Below are 3,730 nucleotides of genomic sequence, written 5' to 3' on the forward strand. Positions count from 1 at the left end.
TCTTCAGTTATGATGCGTATTCATCTTAATGGAGAAAGAGTAGCTCTCGGTACAACGGGAGTTAGCGTTGATCCAGAAATGTGGGACAGTACATTGGGTAAAGTACGAGGACGAACTAAGGAAGCTTTAGCTACCAATGCCCAGCTGACGAGTATAAGTACTGACCTTCAAGTAATATTCCAGCGCTTGGAATTTTCTGAAGAGTTGAGTTTAGAACGGATTAAGTCTGAATATTTGGGCAAGCGTGAGGCCATGGAAACTGTACTCTCATTGTTTACCAAATACAATAATGATATGTATGCACAGATTGGCTGTGGTGTAAGTAAGGCAAACTATCGCAAGTTTGATATATGCAAGCGCCACTTTACTAACTTTCTTGAAATAAAATATGCCCGAACAGATCTTAATGCCATAGAACTTACACCTATCGTTATTCATGATTTTGATGTTTATCTTCGAACAATAGTGGGACAAAGTTTTAACACAGCTATTAAAACCTTAAAAACGTTCAAAACTGTCATCATATTTGGACGTAAGGCTGGTGTGTTCAATCATGATCCTTTTCTCAACATCCACTTCAAGACCAAGCGAGTGGATCGGGGATTTCTTACAGATGAAGAGATTGATACTATTATGCATAAAGAATTTGCTACGCAACGACTGGTCAATGTTCGAGACATATTTTTGTTTTCATGCTTTACAGGTTTAGCTTATGTTGATGTAGCCAACCTTACAGCTGACAATATAATTACAATGGATGGAAAGCAGTGGATAGTTACGGCAAGAAAAAAAACTGATACGTTAAGTCATATCCTTCTTCTTGATATTCCAAAAATGATTATAAAGAAATATGCAGGCTGTGCTAAAAATGGCAGACTTATCCCCATTCTCAGTAATCAACGAATGAACTCTTATCTAAAGGAGATTGCAGATGTTTGTGGTATCAATAAGAACCTTACTTTTCACATGGCTCGACATACTTTTGCAACAATGATGCTTACCAAAGGTGTTCCTGTTGAGTCTGTATCTAAGATGTTAGGACATTCAAGTATTACCACTACGCAACTTTATGCTCGCATAACAAACAAGAAAATAGAGAATGATATGCTTGCGGTGTCCAAAAAATTAGATAAATTCAATTTTGTAAGTTCGCCAGCAGTTAAAGTAACTAAATAATATTGCACGAAAAAGAATAGTACAATCTAATCAATAAAAATATGACAACAACAAAGAAAGAACTTTCCTACTTCTGTTTGAAGTTGGAAGCGTATCTCGGAGAGCATTTTCCCGAAATGCTGAGTGACAAACCATTCATAACGGCAAGAGCCGACGAAGCTCTTACCACCTACTGCGATGCAGTGACACAGGGTTTCTCGCATCCCGAAGCTGAGACAATGGCAAGTGAAGTCTTATACCAAGGTTTGCACTTTTCCAAGTATGACACGCTTGTGTCTGTCTTAGAGAATGAGTTCGAGAAAGAACTCCCTTCTCCTCTTCCTGAAAGACTAACACCAATGCTTCTGAAGAATAAGGCTGTGCAAAGCGTTTTCAATAAGTATGAACTGACGGACGATTTTGGTGCAAGTCCAGAGTATGAGAAACTCTACACCGAACTGACAGGGACAATCGTTCTGATCATCGAGGTTAATGGTCTGCCAACTGTCGATAGTGAGAACATGACTTGATGTAACACCATCGGGAGCTTTTGATAGTGTCAAGAGCCAAGATAAACGCTCCGCTCCACACGCCAAGAGTTTGTACAAACACTTGGCTTTGTGTAGCCAGGGCATCTTGTTATTGCTCTTGAAACTATTAAAAGCTTCGATTATGAATACAATCATCATGAATCAAGACATTCACACACCTGCCTTTATCAAGGCAGACGCATCGAACAAAACCGATAATATCAGGCAGCAATCGAATTCGCCCAAGCAAGTCCGCCGCTTCTCTTGGACACGCTTCATCGAACTCGCTATCCTGCTTTCCATCGTTATCGGTGTCATTTGGCTTATCTCGAAGATGGTAACGCCACAAGTCGTAACTGTCGTGTCAGTCATTGCAGGTTTTCTGATACTACGCTTTATAATCAAGGTAATTCTAAAAGTAACATTTGCGCTGCTGAGCATTCTATTTTGGTTGGCTATTCTCTGTGCCATCCTGCTATGCGTGCTTTGAGAAGCACGGCTCTGTAATACCTTTCATGTTATTTCATCAGGTGGTTATCTCGCATTTTGAGATAGCCACCTTTTCTATTTCCCACTACGAGCGTTGCACTTTTGCTTCTTTTCCAATGCTCCACGATATGCGAAATGAAGAAGACGGATGCTGTTCCCTTTTTATCCGCAAAGGTAGTACGGGGCTTGTGGCTTTCAAAAGGTCTAAGCCGCTTGGTTTGTCTGGAAAATCTCCACACCTACAGGTAGTATTTTCCGTCAAAACCTTGTGTAAGCCCGCCCCGCTACCTTGATTTTGCTACAAAAAGGAATCAGCATACTCCGATCTTTGGACGCATAAAAAAAATGTCGCTATGGATAAGCAAAAAGTAAATACAACATCTTCGATGAACAGAAAAGGATATAGCTCCTCCTCTCATTACCGCATTAACCCTACGGCTGAAAAAAGTGAGCAAGTGTTGGCAATTAAGTTTGTACAATGGGACGTTCCCTCTTTGGAGAGCCTTTGTAATAGCAAAATATATCTCCTACGTGTGAAACTCAATCGTGGCGAGTGTATGAGCCGTGAAGAAAAGAATTGGCTATGTGAAGCAGTGAACTCTAACACCTATTTCCGTACAGCCGTTCCCCTACAAGGCTATCGCTTTGACTTCTTTGATGTACTGAAGAAATACCTTGTGGGTCAGTACGGACAATGGACAGAATATTACGCACCCGACAGAACAAGCCTAAGAGCCTACCTATATGGACGCATCAATCAAATAGTAGAAATCCCAAAATACTAAGCAATATGAAAGGAACAGAACATTTCACACGGACAATAGCCGAGTATCTCAATCAGCGTGCTATGACAGACCCCTTGTTTGCCCCTAACTTGATGAAACCGAACAAGAATATCGAGGAGTGCATCACCTACATTCTTAATGAAGTGCAGAAAAGCGGTTGCAACGGCTTTGATGATGATGAAATCTTCTCTATGGCTGTTCACTACTACGATGAGGACGATATAGAGGTCGGCAAGGCTGTTTCTTGCCAAGTTGCCGTTAATCACATTGTGGAACTCACAGAGGAAGAAAAAGTCGAAGCAAGGCAGGAAGCCATTAAACAATATCAGCGTGAGGAACTTGCCAAGATACAGAGCCGTAACGCACGAGTGAAAAAGACCGAGAACATAGCAACCCAAGTACAACCATCACTATTCGATTTTTAAGCCTATGAAACCGAGAAACAAATTTGAAAAGGCAGTTTTGGAACAAAGCAAGCATCTTTGCCCAATAACCAAGACGCAAAGTAAGTGGGCATTCCGTGAGTGTATTGACCACTTTGCCTACCGCTTGCCAAAAGGTCGCATCACTTGTATGGATTGTGGGCATAGTTGGATAATGAACAAACATGGAGAAACTTGCACTTGCCCTCATTGCAGGGCAAAGTTGCAGGTCAAGGAAACATACGAGCGCAAGTTGCAGCAGAAGCAGTATTTCACCCTACTTACCACTTGTGGAGAGTTTCAAGTATTACGTATGTTCCTACTTATTGTGGGTATGGAGAAAGGTTAC

Annotated in this window: 5 protein-coding genes and 1 pseudogene; all 6 read left to right on the top strand. The window is 41.2% G+C overall.

Annotated elements, in window-relative coordinates; all coding sequences use genetic code 11:
* On the top strand, positions 1–1,176 hold a 1,176-nt coding region (locus HMPREF9420_RS10315; protein ID WP_007135610.1), incomplete at its 5' end, for a site-specific integrase.
* Between the two features lie 41 nt (positions 1,177–1,217).
* The gene (locus tag HMPREF9420_RS10320; RefSeq protein ID WP_007135611.1) at positions 1,218–1,685 is read left to right on the top strand and encodes a DUF1896 domain-containing protein; all 468 of its coding nucleotides are present in this window, start codon (positions 1,218–1,220) and stop codon (positions 1,683–1,685) included.
* Between the two features lie 142 nt (positions 1,686–1,827).
* Positions 1,828–2,175, top strand: a complete 348-nt coding sequence (locus HMPREF9420_RS10325) for a hypothetical protein (protein WP_007135612.1) — start codon at positions 1,828–1,830, stop codon at positions 2,173–2,175.
* 352 nt (positions 2,176–2,527) lie between these two features.
* Positions 2,528–2,959 carry a hypothetical protein gene (locus HMPREF9420_RS10330; RefSeq protein WP_007135613.1) on the top strand — a complete coding sequence of 144 codons (432 nt, stop codon included), beginning with the start codon at positions 2,528–2,530 and terminating at the stop codon, positions 2,957–2,959.
* Between the two features lie 5 nt (positions 2,960–2,964).
* Positions 2,965–3,384 (top strand): PcfK-like family protein, encoded by a 420-nt coding sequence (locus tag HMPREF9420_RS10335; protein ID WP_007135614.1) that lies wholly within the window; start codon positions 2,965–2,967, stop codon positions 3,382–3,384.
* A gap of 4 nt (positions 3,385–3,388) precedes the next feature.
* A pseudogene (locus HMPREF9420_RS10340) lies at positions 3,389–3,730 on the top strand (PcfJ domain-containing protein); the annotation flags it as partial.

It is taken from the genome of Segatella salivae DSM 15606 (genome assembly GCF_000185845.1).
In the GTDB taxonomy this organism is placed as follows: Bacteria; Bacteroidota; Bacteroidia; order Bacteroidales; family Bacteroidaceae; genus Prevotella; species Prevotella salivae.